Consider the following 15,651-nt stretch of genomic DNA (forward strand, 5'->3'; position numbering starts at 1 on the left):
AGATGAGTAATGTTCGAGCACACCGTGTCGGTGAACAAATGAAAAAAGAATTAAGCGATATTATTATGCGTGAATTAAAGGACCCTCGTGTTAGCTTTGTAACAGTAACAGGAGTCGACGTTACTGGTGATCTTCAACAAGCAAAAGTTTTTATAACTGTGCTTGGAAGTGATGAACAAAAAGAAGCAACTCTTCAAGCTTTATCCAAAGCGAGAGGATTTATTCGCTCCGAGATTGGTAAAAGAATTCGTCTTCGTAAAACACCAGATATCTTTTTTGAATTTGATGAATCGATTGAATACGGTAATCGAATAGAAACACTTTTACAAGATTTAAATAGAGATCAAAGGTAATGGTAGGATAGAAGGGCTAAAGCTCTTCTATCCTTTTAGCTATATTAAAAAAGGGTGGTTTTCCCTTTTTTTATATAGCTAAGCAATGAGCGTAGCCGATGCAAGATTTTAAGCCTTTCTGAGCAATCTTCTCAGAAGGCTCGCATCGAGTGAAACCATTGCAAAACATGTACGCAGAAAGCAAGGCAAAAGGGTGGTTTTCCCTTTTTTAATATAGCTAAGCAATGAGTGTAGCCGATGCAAGATTTTAAGCCTTTCTAAGTGATCTTCTCAGAAGGCGCGCATCGAGTGAAACCATTGCAAAACATGTACGCAGAAAGCAAGGCAGAAGGGCGGTTTTCCCTTTTTTAATATAGCTAAGCAATGAGCGTAGCCGATGCAAGATTTTAAGCTGTTACGAGTGGGCTTCTCGTAGCAGGCGCGCTAGCTGAGGGGAGTCATTGCCATCTGTCATATTAGCAGAAGACTGATAAGCAAAAGATTGGTGTAACGTCTATGCTATAAAGCCACACCCAAAGAACATAAAGTTATAATTCGGAGGAAAACATGAACCCAAACGGAATTTTAATTTTACATAAACCAAGAGGAATGACCTCACATGATTGTGTGATGAAAATTAGAAGACTATTTCAAACGAAAAAAGTAGGTCATACAGGTACATTGGATCCTGATGTAACTGGTGTGCTTCCAATTTGTATTGGGAAAGCAACTAAAGTAGTCGAATACATGTCAGGCTATTCAAAGCAATATGAAGGCGAAGTGACGGTTGGGTTTTCAACTACAACAGAGGACAAGAGCGGTGACAAAGTTGAGTCGAAAAAAGTTGTAGAGAAATGGTCACAACAGTTTATCGCTATGACATTAAATGAGTTCGAAGGTGACATCGTGCAAATTCCCCCGATGTATTCAGCTGTGAAAGTGAATGGGAAAAAATTATATGAATATGCTCGTGCTGGTAAACAAGTAGAGCGTCCAGAAAGAAATATAACGATTCATTCAATTGAATTGCTTTCTGATGTTGTTTATCAAGATAACACAGCGTCATTCCGTTTTCGTGTTCATTGTAGTAAAGGGACGTATGTTCGAACGTTAGCTGTTGATATTGGAAGGAAGCTTGGTTATCCCGCGCACATGTCGGACCTAGTTAGAACACTATCTGGTCCGTATCATATTGAAGAAAGTATTACATTTGAAGAACTAGAAATGAAAAAAGAAATGTGCACTTTAACTGAAGTACTAATCCCTTTTGATACAGCCGTTAATTACTTACCGAAAGCGGTTGTTGACCAAGAAACTGAAATGAAAATTAAAAATGGTTCAGTCATACCAGTACAGAAAGGATTAGAACAAAATCGATTTACCGTTTATAATGAAAATGGAGAATGTTTAGCTGTTTATAAGCGCCATCCAACTAAGGAAGATTTCGTAAAGCCAGAAAAAATGTTCTGGACTGGTGAACCAATATAGAAATTGTATGAAAAGGGGATTCTTTATGGATACCATTTATTTAAATCATCCCATTGATAAAGGCATGTTAAAGATCGTTCCAACGGTAATGGCATTAGGATTTTTTGATGGCGTCCATAAGGGACATCAAGCCGTTATCCATGCAGCGATTGATAAAGCAAAAATTTTAGGGACAACTGCATCGGTGATGACATTTAATCCTCACCCAAAAGAGGTACTAAGAAAACAAGAAAACAAGATGAATTACATAACACCACTTCCTGAAAAAATCAGGAAGATCGAACAACTAGGAGTGAATACGTTATATGTTGTTCATTTTACACGTGAGTTTGCAGATTTGACACCTCAGCAATTTGTGGACGAGTATCTGATCGATATGAATGTTGTTCATGCTGTAGCAGGCTTTGATTTTACATATGGGTCATTAGGGAAAGGAACTATGGAGACTTTACCTTTTCACGCACGTAGTCGTTTAGATTCGACAATTGTTGAAAAGCTTGAAGCTGATAATGAGAAAGTGAGTTCATCTCGAATTCGCCAGCTATTAGGTGAAGGGAAAGTTGAGATAGTTACTCGTTTATTAGGAGAGTCTTATATTGTTAGAGGGACAGTTGTCGATGGCGAGAAAAGAGGAAGAACAATCGGATTTCCGACTGCTAATGTACAACCTAAAGACCGTTACATCATCCCGAGAACAGGTGTATATGCTGTCACACTAACTGTTAAAAATGAAGAATTTTCTGGTGTTTGTAATATCGGATTTAAGCCTACTTTTCATAATGAAGTGAAAGAACCGACAATTGAAGTTCATCTTTTCTCTTTCAATCGGGATATTTATGGAGAAGATGTTAGTATAAGTTGGCATTACCGAATACGGGATGAACGAAAGTTTTTCAATATAGACGAACTTATTAATCAAATTAATCTTGATAAAGAAAAGGCTATGTCTTTGTTGCCGTCATGATAAAGGAAATGAAACTTGCATTTCCTGAAAAAAAAATGTATAGTAATCCTTGTACGTTTAGTACACATCCGTTTCTTGGCAGATCGAATCACCGACGTTTGCTAGGGAATAGGAGATAAGAAAAGGGAGGTGAATAGGATGGCTTTAACACAAGAGCGCAAAAATGAATTAATTGCTGATTTTAAGACGCATGACACGGACACTGGTTCTCCAGAAGTTCAAGTTGCTATCCTAACAGAGCAAATCAACACATTAAATGAGCATTTACGTACTCATAAGAAGGATCACCATTCACGTCGTGGTCTTTTGAAAATGGTTGGTCAACGTCGTAACTTGTTAACATACTTACGTAATAAGGATGTAACACGTTACCGTAACCTAGTTGACAAGCTTGGCTTACGCCGATAATTGTGATAAAAGCGGGAGATCTTCCCGCTTTTTTCTTGGTTGTTTAATATTGGTAATTTCTCTAGATCTAACCAATGATCGTTCAATATTTTAAATTCTATTCAATTAGGTAATAATAGATGTAGGTATGAAAATGAATAATGGTGTACGAGAGGAGTACGCGTAAATGGAACAAACAAAACACGTATTTAAAATGGACTGGGCTGGTCGAGAATTAACAGTCGAAACAGGTCAGTTAGCTAAGCAAGCTAATGGCGCTGTCCTAGTTCGGTATGGTGATTCAGCAGTATTATCAACTGCTACTGCCTCAAAAGAACCAAAAGATCTTAACTTTTTCCCTCTTACTGTCAATTACGAGGAGCGTCTTTATGCAGCAGGAAAAATTCCTGGAGGTTTCATTAAGCGTGAGGGGCGTCCTAGTGAAAGAGCAATTTTAACAAGCCGTTTAATTGATCGACCTATTCGACCGCTTTTTCCAGATGGTTTTCGTAATGAAGTTCAAGTTATTAGTATCGTTATGAGTTCAGATCGAAATGCTTCCTCTGAAATGGCAGCTATGATTGGTTCTTCCTTAGCTCTTTCTGTATCGGATATTCCTTTTGATGGACCGATTGCTGGAGTAACGGTAGGACGATTGGATGGGAATTTCATTATTAATCCAACGACAGAGCAGCTTGAACAAAGTGATATCGATCTTGTAGTAGCTGGTACAAAACAAGCTATTAATATGGTTGAAGCAGGTGCAGACCAAGTAGCCGAAGAAGTCATGTTAGAAGCTATTATGTTTGGACATGAGGAGATTAAAAAGCTTATCGCATTTCAAGAGGAGATTGCATCAGCTGTTGGAAAAGAGAAATCTGAAATCAAATTAAAGCAAGTTGATTCTGAACTTGAAAAAGAAGTTCGAACATTAGCTGAAGCTGAATTGAAAAAAGCGGTACAAGTTCAAGAAAAGCATGCACGTGCAGAAGCAATTGATGCTGTTAAAAATAAAACGGTTGAATCATTTGAAGAGCGAGAAGACATCAATCTAGGTGACGTAAAAGAAGTGCTACATAAGATTGTCAAGGAAGAAGTACGACGTCTTATTACAATCGATAAAGTTCGCCCAGATGGACGTAAAGTGGATGAAATTCGTCCTCTTGCTTCACAAGTAAATCTTCTTCCACGTACACATGGATCTGGTCTTTTTACAAGAGGTCAGACTCAAGCTTTAAGCATTTGTACACTTGGTGCTCTTGGTGATGTACAAATTCTAGATGGTCTTGGAATCGAAGAATCAAAACGCTTCATGCATCACTATAATTTTCCACAATTTAGTGTTGGGGAAACAGGACCAATTCGTGGCCCAGGTCGTCGTGAAATTGGACATGGTGCTTTAGGTGAGCGTGCACTTGAGCCAATTATACCAAATGAGGTTGATTTCCCTTATACAATTAGACTTGTCTCAGAAGTATTAGAATCAAATGGTTCTACATCTCAAGCAAGTATCTGTGCCAGTACTTTAGCTATGATGGATGCCGGTGTACCGATTAAAGCACCAGTTGCAGGTATTGCAATGGGTCTTGTTAAACATCAAGAACATGTTTCGGTTTTAACTGATATTCAAGGTATGGAAGATGCACTTGGAGATATGGATTTTAAAGTGGCTGGAACAAGTGAAGGGATTACAGCTCTTCAAATGGACATTAAGATTTCTGGCATAAATCGTGAAATTTTAGAAGAGGCATTAGCGCAAGCTAAAAGAGGTCGTATGGTTATCCTTGAAAGTATGCTTTCGGCTATAGCAGAAACGAGACAGGAACTTTCTACTTACGCTCCTAAAATTATGACAATGAACATTAAACCTGATAAAATCCGTGATGTTATTGGACCAAGTGGAAAAATGATTAATAAGATCATTGAAGAAACAGGCGTTAAAATTGATATTGAACAAGACGGAACTGTTTATATTTCTTCTGTTGATGCGTCAATGAATGACAAAGCACGTGCGATCATTGAAGACATTGTTCGTGAAGTTGAAGTTGGACAAACATATCTAGGAAAAGTGAAACGGATTGAGAAATTTGGTTGCTTCGTTGAACTATTTAAAGGGAAAGACGGATTGGTGCATATTTCTCAGCTAGCTGAAGAGCGTGTTGAAAAAGTTGAAGATGTAGTAAAACTAGGTGATGAAATGCTCGTCCGAGTAACTGAAGTAGATAACCAAGGAAGAGTTAACCTTTCACGCAAAGTCATCCTAAAAGAAGAAAAAGAACGTAAGCAGCAAGCACAGAAATAAAAGGGAGGAGACTGGGGAATGACCTAGTCTCCTTTTTAATACCTTTGATATAGAGTGGAACAACAGTCGTCATAAAAAATCCTTACCGCTTAAGTTTAGATGGTTGAAAGAGTGTGTTTCTTGGTAAATAAGGAGCGAGCGGATTCTATGTATTACTTCCAACCAGTTGAACAAGTCTAAAAACGTTCTAACCTGTCCTATATTTGCATACAATCGCACTAGAGGAGGGACGGGTGATGAAAAAAAAATCAATTCACATAAGTGTGTTCTGTCTCATTATCATTCTCTCGTTCGGAGTAGTCCAAAATCCCTTTACTCTTAATTATATTGGTGAACTTAAGAGTGAAAGTCAAATGGTTTTGAAGGAACAGGACTCTCTTTACGAGGAGATATTGGCTAGGTCTGAATCTTATCTTCAGCCAGCTAGAGATGCAAGGATTGATAAAGTCTGGAAGGCTGTACCCGGATATAACGGGTTAGAGGTTGACGTAGAGGCTTCTTATGATAAGATGATAAAGCTTGATGTATTTGATGAAGATCGACTTGTTTTTAAAGAAACGATCCCTAACGTCCATTTAGATGATTTACCCCCTTCACCGATATACAAGGGGAATGAACATAAACCGGTTGTGACATTTCTTGTTAATGTGGCATGGGGAAATGAATATTTACCGGAGATGTTAAAAACATTAAAAAGGCATGAACTACATACAACATTCTTTTTAGATGGTTCATGGGTTAAGAGTAATCCTAACCTAGCAACGATGCTTAAAGAAGAAGGACACGAGATTGGCAATCATGCTTATTCTCATCCTGATATGAGCAAGTTAACAGTAGGTCGCATTGATGAAGAGATTCAAAAAACAAATTCTGTCATTGAGGCTACGATAGATGTTACACCTAAGTGGTTTGCTCCTCCAAGTGGGAGCTTTAATCAAACAGTAGTAGATCAAGCTCGTAAACAAGGGATGCATACAATTCTTTGGTCTGTTGACACGGTTGATTGGAGGAAACCTAATCCAAGTGAAATGGTGAATCGTGTTTTATCCAAGGTGCACAATGGGGCGATGATCCTGATGCATCCGACCGAACCAACGGCAGAAGCATTAGAGGCATTAATAACTGGTATTCAGAAAAAGGGATATAGGATTGGAACCGTATCTGAAGTTTTATCAGAAGAGCGAGTTACATTAGGTGTAACCCTTGATGACAAATAGGGGGACAAAGAGTGATAAATAGAATAGAATTAGATAATGGAGTTCGAATTTTGGCTGAAAACATTCCAACCGTTCGTTCTGTTTCGATTGGAGTGTGGATTGGAACGGGTTCTCGTTTTGAGAAAAAGGAAGAGAACGGGGTTTCTCACTTTTTGGAACATATGTTTTTTAAAGGAACTGAAAAGAGAACAGCAGCTGAGATTGCAGAATCCTTTGATCGAATTGGTGGACAGGTAAATGCTTTTACGTCTAAAGAATATACTTGTTATTATGCAAAAGTTCTTGACGATCATGCGGAATATGCAGTTGATGTTCTATCGGATATGTTCTTTAACTCTGTTTTTGATGAGACTGAATTGAAGAAAGAGAAAAATGTTGTGTTTGAAGAAATCAAAATGGTCGATGATACGCCAGATGATATTGTCCATGACCTCCTTAGCGAAGCTAGTTATGGTAGTCATGCGTTAGGTTATCCAATTTTAGGAACTGTAGATACGTTAGAGACGTTTAATGGAGACTCTCTAAGGGATTACATGTCACGATTTTATACAGGAGATCACGTAGTCATTTCTATTGCAGGAAACTTGACAGATGAAATAATCGAGCAATTGAAAGAAATTTTTTCAAAGGTTAATCCAACTACGTATCAACATCAAGATGAACGACCAACGTTTCTTTCGAAGACAATGGTTCGAAAAAAAGAAACAGAACAAGCACATTTATGCCTTGGATATCCTGGATTAGCAATCGGAGAAAAAGATGTCTATGCTCTTGTCCTTTTAAATAACTTATTAGGAGGAAGTATGAGTAGTCGTTTATTTCAAGAGATCCGTGAGAAAAGAGGCTTATGTTACTCGGTTTTTTCATACCATTCATCTTATCAAGACAGTGGAATGTTAACGATCTATGCTGGTACAGCACATGCTCAATTAGATGAATTAACGAAATCATTACTAGAAACAACTTCTTTGTTAGCAGAACAAGGAATGTCAGAAAAGGAATTAAGAAATGGAAAAGAGCAACTAAAAGGAAGCTTAATGCTTAGTCTAGAGAGTACAAACAGTCGTATGAGCAGAAATGGGAAAAATGAATTGCTATTGAAAAAGCATCGAACGTTAGATGATATCGTGAATGAAATTGATCAAGTGAAACTTTCAGATGTAAACCAATTAGCAATGTCAATTTTAAAAGAAAAACCTTCTATTTCTTTAATTAACACAACAGGATCGCTTCCGACAGCGTTAGCTTAGTTCTAGAGACGATATGTTAACCCTTTTGTGTTTTGATAGGAACTAATGTGACTTACCTATACAAAATTAGAAAAAGACTAGACTATTATCAGTAGCCTGGTCTTTTTTGCTTTCTTTTCACATACTCATACTACAAAGCAGGGCAGGGAGGGTTAATGATGAGATTAAGTGAAATTAACAACAAAGAAATTATTGACTACCAAAAAGGTGAGAGATTAGGAATACTAGGTCAGACTGATTTGCTAATCAATCAAGAAACTGGAGAAATTGAAGCTTTTATTATTCCAACGATGAAATGGTTTGGATTTGGAAAAAAGGATAGAGAAGTGACGGTTTATTGGGAGCAAATCAAAAAAATTGGAGAAGATATGATTATCATTAATCTTGATCCATACGATTAAGAGACCGTTTATTTAGTTGCCATTTTTATCACCATGTCAGAACTATGTTCACCTAATTTATCAACATTTCTCAATATTTATAAACTTTAAAGACGAACTGCAGCCCTAATAAAGGGCTGCTTTTTTTAGTTTTTAAATTAGACTCATGTCTGCCTAAAATGGTATTCACCTATTTAATACATATCACATATGCTATGGTGAATCGTTGCTGTTCATCCTTTGCCGATAGGGTTGGGCTTGTATCAAAGAACCTCTTTCTATTTTAGCAGCCTGCGATGATAATCAGATTCGCATGAAAGAAAGGAGAACAAGAACAGATGTTAACAGACAAACACGTAGTCATTATTGGAGGAGATGCACGGCAATTAGAAATCATCCGTAAGCTGTCAGCACTCGATGCTAAAATATCGATGGTCGGGTTTGATCAACTAAATGATGGTTTTATTGGTGCATCTAAACAAACGATGGATGATATCGAATGGTCAACAGTAGATGCTATCTTGTTACCTGTCAGTGGTGTGAGTATGGATGGGAAAATTGAAACCATCTTCTCAAATGAAACAATAGAACTAGAACTTGACCATTTAAAAAAGACGCCAAATCATTGTGTGGTTTATTCCGGGATTAGTAACGATTATTTGGACCATTGTACCGCAACAGCAGATCGTTCTCTTGTTAAATTAATGGAACGAGATGATGTGGCTATTTACAATTCAATCCCAACAGCGGAAGGAACCGTAATGATGGCGATTCAACATACAGATATTACAATCCATCGAGCAAAAGTTGCTGTTCTAGGATTAGGAAGAGTTGGGATGTCAGTAGCAAGAACATTTAATGCACTTGGTGCAGAAGTAAAAGTTGGTGCAAACGCCTCACATCAACTAGCTAGAATCACAGAAATGGGTCTGACTCCTTTTGACACGTCAAATTTAAAAGACGAGTTAAAAGACATTGATTTATGTATTAATACAATACCAGCCCTTGTTCTAACGTCAAATGTGTTAACGGAAATGCCTCTTCACACTCTTATTATTGATCTAGCCTCTAAGCCAGGTGGAACTGATTTTCGTTATGCAGAAAAAAGGGGAATGAAGGCGTTGCTGGCTCCTGGGTTACCAGGGATTGTTGCACCTAAAACGGCTGGGCAAATTTTAGCAGAAGTTTTAGCTGTGTTGTTGACAAAAGAGTCGATTCATTAGAGGAGGATGAGTTATGTCTTTAAAAGGTAAACATATTGGGTTTGGTATATCAGCTTCACACTGCACTTATGAAGAAGTAATGCCTCAGATAGAAAAGTTAATTGCAAAAGGCGCGAAGGTCACTCCATTTGTTTCGGGGAATGTAAAATCGACAGATACAAAGTTTGGAACAAGTGCGTACTGGTTAAAAAGAATTGAAGATATTACAAAAGAACCTATTGTTGATACCATTGTTAAAGCAGAGCCTTTTGGTCCTAAAACCCCATTAGATTGTATGGTTCTTGCTCCCATTACAGGTAATTCAACAAGTAAATTAGCAAATGCAATGACTGATGGTCCGGTTCTTATGGGAGCAAAAGCGACATTACGTAGTGGTAATCCAGTCGTTCTAGGAATCTCAACAAATGATGCATTAGGGCTTAACGGTGTGAACATTATGAGACTCATGGCTACAAAAAATATTTATTTTATTCCATTTGGTCAAGATGATCCTATTAAAAAGCCAAACTCGCTAGTGGCCAGAATGGAAGCATTAGTGGATACGGTTGAGTCTGCCATAGCTGGTAAGCAATTTCAGCCTGTACTAGTTGAAAAATTCAGAGATTAAGGATTTCACGTGGTTGCATAAAAGAAATATTTCCCTTAAAGTTTAATAGGGTAGCAGCAGAATACAAACTAGGATGAATATGCTATAATCATTCCATCTTAAAAAAACTCTATTAACTTGTAACTAGATAAAGGGGAGATTAACAAATGTCAAATTATCATGTAGCCGTAGTCGGTGCAACTGGAGCAGTTGGTCAACAAATGTTAAAAACACTAGAGGAAAGAGACTTTCCGATTGCTAGTTTAAAACTACTATCTTCAAAACGTTCTGCAGGAAAAATCCTAACTTTTAAAGGGCAAGAATATACAGTAGAAGAAGCAACACCTGAATCGTTTGAAGGTGTTCAAATTGCCTTATTCTCAGCTGGTGGTTCTGTTTCGAAGGCATTAGCACCTGAAGCAGTAAAACGTGGTGCAATTTGTGTAGATAATACGAGTGCGTTCAGAATGGACCCTAACGTTCCACTTGTTGTTCCAGAAGTGAACGAGGAAGATCTACGTGCTCATAATGGAATTATTGCAAACCCAAACTGCTCGACTATTCAAATGGTTGTAGCGTTAGAGCCACTTCGTGAAAAATATGGTCTAAAAAAGGTTATCGTTTCAACTTATCAAGCTGTTTCAGGCGCTGGACTTGAAGCAATTGAAGAAATGAAGCAACAAACCAAAGACATTCTCGAAGGAAATGAATTCACACCTGAAATCTTACCAGTAGGTGGAGACAAAAAACATTATCAGATTGCTTTTAATGCCATTCCACAAATCGATTTGTTCCAAGACAATGGTTATACATTTGAGGAACTGAAAATGATCAATGAAACGAAAAAAATCATGCACATGGCAGAGCTTGAAGTTGCAGCTACTTGTGTTCGCCTTCCTATTGAAACAGGACATTCTGAATCTGTTTATATTGAAACAGAAAAAGGTGGAGCAACAGTTGCAGAAATTAAAGAACTTCTTTCAACAGCTCCTGGAATTACACTACAAGATGATCCAGCGAACCAAGTGTATCCACTAGCTTCAGCGTGTGTAGGTAAAAATGATGTTTTTGTTGGACGTATTCGTCAAGACCTCGATCGTGATAATGGCTATCACATGTGGATTGTTTCAGATAACTTACTAAAAGGTGCAGCGTGGAATTCAGTACAAATTGCTGAAAGTCTCGTGAAATTAGAGCTTCTATCGTAATCAAAGTAGGTGTCTTATGAAAATTATTGTTCAGAAATTTGGCGGTACTTCTGTTCGTGATGAGAAAAGTAGATCACTTGCAGCCAATCATGTAAAAAAAGCGGTTGAAGAGGGTTTGAAAGTAGTCGTAGTTGTTTCAGCAATGGGTCGTAAAGGTGAGCCATACGCAACGGACACTTTGCTCAATTTGATTGATGAAAAGCATGTAACGAAACGAGAACAAGACCTTCTCGTTTCTTGTGGCGAAGTGATCTCGTCAGTTGTTTTTTCTAATCTTTTAAAAAGTATGGGTGTTACATCTTTTGCGTGTACTGGAGCTCAAGCTGGATTTGAAACAAATAATGATTTTACAAATGCAAAGATTATTAATATGCAGTGCGATTTTGTGAAGGAGCAACTTCAAAAACAGGATGTTGTTGTTGTCGCTGGATTTCAAGGTCAAACTTCCACTGGCGAAGTAACAACACTCGGAAGAGGTGGAAGTGATACGTCAGCAACGGCTTTAGGGGTAGCTCTTCAAGCTGAATGGGTTGATATTTTTACAGATGTCGAAGGTGTTATGACAGCTGACCCACGTATCGTAAAAGATGCACAGCCGCTCGATACGATGTCTTATGAGGAAATTTGTAATATGGCTTATCAAGGTGCTAAGGTAATTCATCCAAGAGCTGTTGAAGTTGCGATGCAAGCGAAAATGCCGATTCACGTCCGGTCGACATACTCTGAAAGTAAAGGGACCCTAGTGACCGTGAAGCCTACAGAGAAAACCGCTGAGGTAAAAGACCGACTTATAACTGGAATTACAAACTTAGCTAATATATCTCAAATTAAAATTTTCGCCAAAGAAGGCGAGTATCATCTACAAGAAAAAGTGTTTAAAGCGATGGCAGCAGAGGAGATTAGTGTCGATTTTATTAATATTAATCCCCATGGTGTTGTCTATACCGTAATGGAAGATGTAACTGATAAAGCAATTGAAGTCCTTCATCAAATGGGGTATGAACCTGTAGTGGCGAGAGGGTGTGCAAAAGTTTCTGCTGTAGGAGCAGGAATGACTGGTGTTCCTGGTGTCACGGCTAAAATAGTTAGCGCGCTTTCTCAGAATAACATTCAAATTCTTCAATCTGCAGATTCTCATACAACCATTTGGGTATTAGTAAAAGAAAAAGATATGGTTAAAGCAGTAAACGCACTCCATCATATGTTTCATTTGGAACAACTAGGGCAACAGCAAGATTGAAGTTTACAAGGATACCCTAAAACAAGGAGCTGAAGGTTATGGACTTTGGCCATATTATTACTGCGATGGTTACTCCCTTTAACCATAAAGGCTTAATAGATGTTGAAAAAACAAAGAAACTTATTGATCATCTTATTGCAAACGGAACCGACGCAATTGTTGTAGCTGGAACGACAGGGGAATCACCAACGCTCACAACAAAAGAAAAACTTGCACTTTTTCAATTATGCGTCGATTACGTTGATCATCGAGTTCCGGTTATTGCGGGAACAGGAAGTAATAATACGCAGGCATCTATTGAGTTAACAAAGCAAGTAACAGATATTGGTGCAGATGGGATTATGCTAGTTGTCCCATATTACAATAAACCTTCTCAAGAAGGAATGTACCAGCATTTTAAAAAAATTGCCGAAACAACAAAGCTTCCTGTAATGCTTTACAATGTACCAGGGAGAACAGGTTCCAATCTTGAAGCCGAAACAACTATTGCCTTATCAAAAATCCCAAACATTGTTTCGATTAAAGAGGCTAGTGGTGACTTAGAGCAGATGGTAGCAATTATTTCTGCTACTGATCCTGACTTCCTTCTTTATACAGGAGACGATGCCAACGCGCTTCCGGCAATGGCAATTGGAGCACATGGAGTCGTATCAGTTGCTGCACACGTAATTGGCAAGGAAATGCAAAAGATGATCTCATGCTTTCATAGCGGTAACGTGGAAGAAGCCGGTAGACACCATAGAACCCTTTTACCAGTTATGAAAGCAATGTTTCTTGCACCAAATCCAACTTGCGTGAAATTTGCTCTAAATACGAAAGGAATCCAAGCTGGAGGGGTACGACTTCCGCTTATTCCTTTAAACTCTCAACAAGAGAATGTTGTAAAAACTACATTATTACAGATTGAAAAAAGCTAATCCATTAGGGTGGCTTTTTTTTTGTGAATTTTCGTATAACAAATCTTTTGTCGAGAGCTATTTGCTATATTTTTCTAATTATAGTGAATTTTATTGTGTTTGTATTACGCTGACATTCGAGGAAGTTCAGTCTTGTTTTTCGTTTCACTGTTAAGGTATACTAAACGTAATTGATTTGTTCGGGTTGGATTTGATCGTAGTTTAAGATGCGGTCGTCTGTTATTTTAGCGATAGTTAGATCATCTACGCCAAGGATGAATGAACGGTAGTAAAGAGTAATAGTGAAAACTAATTCGGTATGAGTTAAGTCATATAGTAGGAGGAACGTCCATTGTCAAAAGATTATATAGAGAAAGTACGTGTTTTTGCCTTAGGTGGAGTCGGTGAAATAGGTAAAAATATGTACGTAGTTGAGGTTGATGAAGACATCCTAGTGGTTGATTCTGGTTTGATGTTCCCAGATGACGACATGTTGGGTGTTGATATTGTTATTCCAGATGTGTCTTACCTAGTTGAAAATGCTGACCGTGTGCAAGGAATATTCCTAACACATGGCCATGAAGATCACATTGGTGGCTTATCTTATGTTTTAAAGAAAATAAATGTTCCTGTTTACGGAACAAAATTAACCCTTGGCCTAGTAGAAGAAAAGTTAAAAGAAGCAGGAATTATCCGCCAAACTTCATTAAGGTTAATTGATGAGAATTCAAAAATAACAGCTGGATCAACATCGGTTAGCTTTTTCCGTACAAATCATAGTATACCTGATTCAGTTGGTGTATGTTTTCAAACATCACAAGGAGCAATCGTCCATACAGGTGATTTTAAGTTTGATCAAACACCTGTGGATGGCAAACAAGCTGAAATTGGTAAAATGGCTGCAATTGGTGAGCGTGGAGTATTATGCCTTTTGTCAGACAGTACAAATGCAGAACGACCGGGCTTAACAAAGTCTGAAACAGAAGTTGGTCAGGGGATTGCTGAAGTATTTGAACATACACAAGGACGTATCATTGTCACAACGTTTGCTTCAAACGTTCATCGAATTCAGCAAGTCATTCAAGCATCAGTAAAGGCCAATCGAAAAATGGTTATTGTAGGAAAGAGTATGATTCGAGTTATAACGATTGCGACAAGGCTTGGTTATATTGATGCACCAAAGGATATATTTATTGAAATTGATGAGGTTGGTAAATATCGTGATGAGCAGTTAGTTATTTTAACTACAGGGTCACAAGGAGAGCCAATGTCTGCTTTAACACGTATGGCAAAAGGCGCTCATCGTCAGATTAGAATTACGTCTGAAGATACTATTATTATTGCAGCATCGGCCATTCCTGGAAATGAAAGATCTGTCTCAGCTGTTATTGATAAACTGTACCGACTAGGGGCAGAAGTCGTTTATGGATCAACAAAGGTTCATGCTTCTGGCCATGGTAGTCAAGAAGAATTAAAGCTAATGTTAAACTTAATGAAACCTAAATACTTTGTTCCTATCCATGGTGAATTTCGAATGCAGCATGCCCATCGCGATCTTGGAATTCAAACGGGAGTTCGACAAGAAAATATTTTCTTAGTGGACAAAGGAGAAGTGGTTGAGTTCACTAATGGACAAGCTAGAAAGACGGGTAAGGTTCCTTCTGGAAATGTGCTCATTGATGGACTTGGAGTAGGGGACGTTGGTAATATCGTATTAAGAGACCGCCGTTTACTTTCAAAAGACGGAATTCTTGTAGTCGTTGTCACACTAAATAAAAAGACCGGTGAATTTGTATCAGGACCAAACATCATTTCTCGTGGGTTTGTCTACGTGAGAGAATCTGAAAAATTACTTGAAGATGCAAATGAACTAGTTGGAGTTATTTTGAAAAAATGTGTGAATGAAAATGTAAACGAATGGTCATCTTTAAAAAGCAATGTAAGAGAAGGATTAAGTCGATTTTTATTTGAAAAAACAAAGAGACGTCCTATGATCCTGCCAATCATTATGGAAGTATAAATAATAGTATAGTGAAATCGAGTATAAATCGCTTTAGATTTATTTACTCGATTTTTTTTAGTAACAATATTAAAACATGATTATTCTGTGCTAATGAAGGGATCGGATAAAGATATAAATTCGATTCACGTAAATTTGTAAAAAGATCGCCTTTCTTT

14 protein-coding genes are annotated in these 15,651 nt (G+C 37.8%); all 14 read left to right on the forward strand.

All coding sequences use genetic code 11. The features are described from left to right. Positions 1 to 2: 2 nt before the first annotated feature. The 14 genes from rbfA to LDX58_RS05610 all read left to right on the forward strand — a co-directional run bounded on the left by rbfA (position 3) and on the right by LDX58_RS05610 (position 15,493). Positions 3 to 353: a 30S ribosome-binding factor RbfA gene (rbfA, locus tag LDX58_RS05545; protein ID WP_227935851.1), complete on the forward strand. Its 351-nt coding sequence runs from the start codon at positions 3 to 5 to the stop codon at positions 351 to 353. Between the two features lie 546 nt (positions 354 to 899). Next, positions 900 to 1,820, forward strand: coding sequence for a tRNA pseudouridine(55) synthase TruB (gene truB / locus LDX58_RS05550; RefSeq protein WP_227935852.1), 921 nt, complete (start codon positions 900 to 902; stop codon positions 1,818 to 1,820). A gap of 25 nt (positions 1,821 to 1,845) precedes the next feature. Beyond that, entirely contained in the window at positions 1,846 to 2,784 is a 939-nt protein-coding gene (gene ribF, locus LDX58_RS05555; protein ID WP_227935853.1) for a bifunctional riboflavin kinase/FAD synthetase, read from the forward strand. Between the two features lie 138 nt (positions 2,785 to 2,922). Next, positions 2,923 to 3,192: a 30S ribosomal protein S15 gene (gene rpsO, locus LDX58_RS05560; RefSeq protein WP_035665773.1), complete on the forward strand. Its 270-nt coding sequence runs from the start codon at positions 2,923 to 2,925 to the stop codon at positions 3,190 to 3,192. A gap of 166 nt (positions 3,193 to 3,358) precedes the next feature. After that, positions 3,359 to 5,473, forward strand: coding sequence for a polyribonucleotide nucleotidyltransferase (gene pnp / locus LDX58_RS05565; protein WP_227935854.1), 2,115 nt, complete (start codon positions 3,359 to 3,361; stop codon positions 5,471 to 5,473). Between the two features lie 236 nt (positions 5,474 to 5,709). Then, positions 5,710 to 6,690, forward strand: coding sequence for a polysaccharide deacetylase family protein (locus LDX58_RS05570; protein ID WP_227935855.1), 981 nt, complete (start codon positions 5,710 to 5,712; stop codon positions 6,688 to 6,690). An 11-nt stretch (positions 6,691 to 6,701) separates the two neighbouring features. Continuing rightward, entirely contained in the window at positions 6,702 to 7,940 is a 1,239-nt protein-coding gene (locus LDX58_RS05575) for a M16 family metallopeptidase (RefSeq protein WP_227935856.1), read from the forward strand. A gap of 158 nt (positions 7,941 to 8,098) precedes the next feature. After that, positions 8,099 to 8,341: a YlmC/YmxH family sporulation protein gene (locus tag LDX58_RS05580; RefSeq protein WP_227935857.1), complete on the forward strand. Its 243-nt coding sequence runs from the start codon at positions 8,099 to 8,101 to the stop codon at positions 8,339 to 8,341. 317 nt (positions 8,342 to 8,658) lie between these two features. Further along, entirely contained in the window at positions 8,659 to 9,543 is an 885-nt protein-coding gene (gene dpaA / locus LDX58_RS05585) for a dipicolinic acid synthetase subunit A (RefSeq protein WP_227935858.1), read from the forward strand. Positions 9,544 to 9,556: 13 nt separating this feature from the next. After that, a complete protein-coding gene (locus tag LDX58_RS05590) occupies positions 9,557 to 10,150 on the forward strand; it encodes a dipicolinate synthase subunit B (protein ID WP_227935859.1) in 594 nt (197 codons plus the stop codon). Positions 10,151 to 10,296: 146 nt separating this feature from the next. Then, complete coding sequence (gene asd, locus LDX58_RS05595; RefSeq protein WP_227935860.1) at positions 10,297 to 11,337, forward strand: aspartate-semialdehyde dehydrogenase; 1,041 nt, start codon at positions 10,297 to 10,299, stop codon at positions 11,335 to 11,337. Positions 11,338 to 11,353: 16 nt separating this feature from the next. Continuing rightward, the gene (gene dapG, locus LDX58_RS05600; protein WP_227935861.1) at positions 11,354 to 12,577 is read left to right on the forward strand and encodes an aspartate kinase; all 1,224 of its coding nucleotides are present in this window, start codon (positions 11,354 to 11,356) and stop codon (positions 12,575 to 12,577) included. Positions 12,578 to 12,615: 38 nt separating this feature from the next. Further along, positions 12,616 to 13,494: a 4-hydroxy-tetrahydrodipicolinate synthase gene (gene dapA, locus LDX58_RS05605; protein ID WP_227935862.1), complete on the forward strand. Its 879-nt coding sequence runs from the start codon at positions 12,616 to 12,618 to the stop codon at positions 13,492 to 13,494. Between the two features lie 331 nt (positions 13,495 to 13,825). Beyond that, the gene (locus LDX58_RS05610; RefSeq protein ID WP_227935863.1) at positions 13,826 to 15,493 is read left to right on the forward strand and encodes a ribonuclease J; all 1,668 of its coding nucleotides are present in this window, start codon (positions 13,826 to 13,828) and stop codon (positions 15,491 to 15,493) included. Positions 15,494 to 15,651 lie beyond the last annotated feature (158 nt).

This window comes from Alkalihalobacillus deserti (assembly GCF_020734105.1).
In the GTDB taxonomy this organism is placed as follows: Bacteria; Bacillota; Bacilli; order Bacillales; family Bacillaceae_D; genus Halalkalibacter; species Halalkalibacter deserti.

Coding starts and splice junctions, on each gene's coding strand:
- rbfA (WP_227935851.1), top strand. CDS start 3: ATGAGTAATGTTCGAGCACACCGTGTCGGTGAACAAATGAAAAAAGAA.
- truB (WP_227935852.1), top strand. CDS start 900: ATGAACCCAAACGGAATTTTAATTTTACATAAACCAAGAGGAATGACC.
- ribF (WP_227935853.1), top strand. CDS start 1,846: ATGGATACCATTTATTTAAATCATCCCATTGATAAAGGCATGTTAAAG.
- rpsO (WP_035665773.1), top strand. CDS start 2,923: ATGGCTTTAACACAAGAGCGCAAAAATGAATTAATTGCTGATTTTAAG.
- pnp (WP_227935854.1), top strand. CDS start 3,359: ATGGAACAAACAAAACACGTATTTAAAATGGACTGGGCTGGTCGAGAA.
- LDX58_RS05570 (WP_227935855.1), top strand. CDS start 5,710: ATGAAAAAAAAATCAATTCACATAAGTGTGTTCTGTCTCATTATCATT.
- LDX58_RS05580 (WP_227935857.1), top strand. CDS start 8,099: ATGAGATTAAGTGAAATTAACAACAAAGAAATTATTGACTACCAAAAA.
- dpaA (WP_227935858.1), top strand. CDS start 8,659: ATGTTAACAGACAAACACGTAGTCATTATTGGAGGAGATGCACGGCAA.
- LDX58_RS05590 (WP_227935859.1), top strand. CDS start 9,557: ATGTCTTTAAAAGGTAAACATATTGGGTTTGGTATATCAGCTTCACAC.
- asd (WP_227935860.1), top strand. CDS start 10,297: ATGTCAAATTATCATGTAGCCGTAGTCGGTGCAACTGGAGCAGTTGGT.
- dapG (WP_227935861.1), top strand. CDS start 11,354: ATGAAAATTATTGTTCAGAAATTTGGCGGTACTTCTGTTCGTGATGAG.
- dapA (WP_227935862.1), top strand. CDS start 12,616: ATGGACTTTGGCCATATTATTACTGCGATGGTTACTCCCTTTAACCAT.